Annotated in this window: 2 protein-coding genes; one reads left to right on the top strand and one right to left on the bottom strand. The window is 70.8% G+C overall.

The features are described from left to right. Positions 1–89: 89 nt before the first annotated feature. Positions 90–713, bottom strand: a complete 624-nt coding sequence (locus tag RT567_RS16980) for a LysE family translocator (protein WP_313577351.1) — start codon at positions 711–713, stop codon at positions 90–92. A gap of 105 nt (positions 714–818) precedes the next feature. Here RT567_RS16980 and RT567_RS16985 point away from each other — a divergent pair, with 105 nt between their 5' ends. Continuing rightward, positions 819–1,259 carry a DUF6389 family protein gene (locus RT567_RS16985; protein WP_313577352.1) on the top strand — a complete coding sequence of 147 codons (441 nt, stop codon included), beginning with the start codon at positions 819–821 and terminating at the stop codon, positions 1,257–1,259. The last annotated feature ends 43 nt before the right edge of the window (positions 1,260–1,302 follow it).

The raw sequence follows: 1,302 nt of genomic DNA on the forward strand, positions 1-1,302 counted from the left end.
ACGGCGGGACGCTGGCGCTGGACAGCGCGCTCGGCGTCGGCACGGCCGCGACCGTGCGCCTGCCGCTCGAGACGCCGGACGCCTGAGCCTCAGACGCGCGAGGCGGCCAGCTTCAGACCGAAGCCGATGAAGACGACGCCGACCACCCGATCCATCGTCCGAACCACGGCCGGACGACGCAGGAACCGGCCCAGGGGCGCCGTCGCCAGGATCAGCCCGGCGAACCAGACGATGGTCAGCGCCACATGGACCCCGACCAGGAAGAAGGTGAAGGCCGCCACATTGGCCCCCTGCGGGACGAACTGGGGCAGGAAGGTCACGTAGAAAACACCGACCTTGGGGTTCAGCAGATTGGTCAGCAGGCCGCGCCGAAAGGCGACCGGACCGCTGGGCGGCGGGGCGGCGCCCGGCTCGCCCAGGCTTTTGCGCGGCTTGAACAGCATCTGCGCGCCCAGCCAGACCAGATAGGCCGCGCCCGCCCACTTCACCACCGTATAGGCCAGCTCCGACACCCGCAGCAGCGCCCCGAACCCCAGCGACACCGCCGCGCCCCAGATCAGACAGCCCAGCAGGATGCCCGCCCCGGCGAAGATGGCCGAACGCCCGCCCTCGGCCGCCGCCGAGCGCAGCACCATGGCGGTGTCCACCCCCGGCGTGATGGTCAGGATGGTGATGGCGACCAGAAAGGCGGCGAACAGGGCGGGATCGAACATGACGGCACTGGAACACGCCGCCCCGCCTCGCGACAACCGCCAAACTGGACGCCGACGCCACGCCCGAACTAGGAAAGACCCACCCGGCCCGACGAGGAGCGATCCATGGACGAAACCGCCTATCGCGCCGCCCTGCGCGCCACGCTCGACGCCCACGACGGCCCGGCGCTGGAGCGTATCCGCGCCCTGCTGGCCGCCCTGCCCGAGGCGGCGCGCGAAATCCACGTCATCGTCTTTCCCGATCAGGACGGCGAAGGCGCCTTCAGCGTCCACGTCAGTCTGGACGGCCCCGACCTCTATGTCTTGAACCGGGCGATCGAGCCGCACCGCATCCTGTTCGAGGTCGTCCACGGCGAAGAAGGCTTCGAGCCTGACCTGCCGATGTTCGGACGCGATCCCGGCTTCAGCGTTCAGGACGCCATCGTCGATGCAGCCGCCGACTGGATCGAGGCCCTGTGGCCCCGCGCCGGACGCGCGCCCGTCCCCGTCATGATCTACGGCGACGAGGACTACGGCCCCTCCACCCCGCGCCGGCTGGAGCCCTAGACCGGCCCCATGGCCAGAAAGGCGCGGGCGGCGGCGAAGTCGC

This window comes from Brevundimonas sp., from assembly GCF_032107865.1.
Lineage (GTDB): Bacteria > Pseudomonadota > Alphaproteobacteria > Caulobacterales > Caulobacteraceae > Brevundimonas.

Coding starts and splice junctions, on each gene's coding strand:
- RT567_RS16980 (WP_313577351.1), bottom strand. CDS start 713: ATGTTCGATCCCGCCCTGTTCGCCGCCTTTCTGGTCGCCATCACCATC.
- RT567_RS16985 (WP_313577352.1), top strand. CDS start 819: ATGGACGAAACCGCCTATCGCGCCGCCCTGCGCGCCACGCTCGACGCC.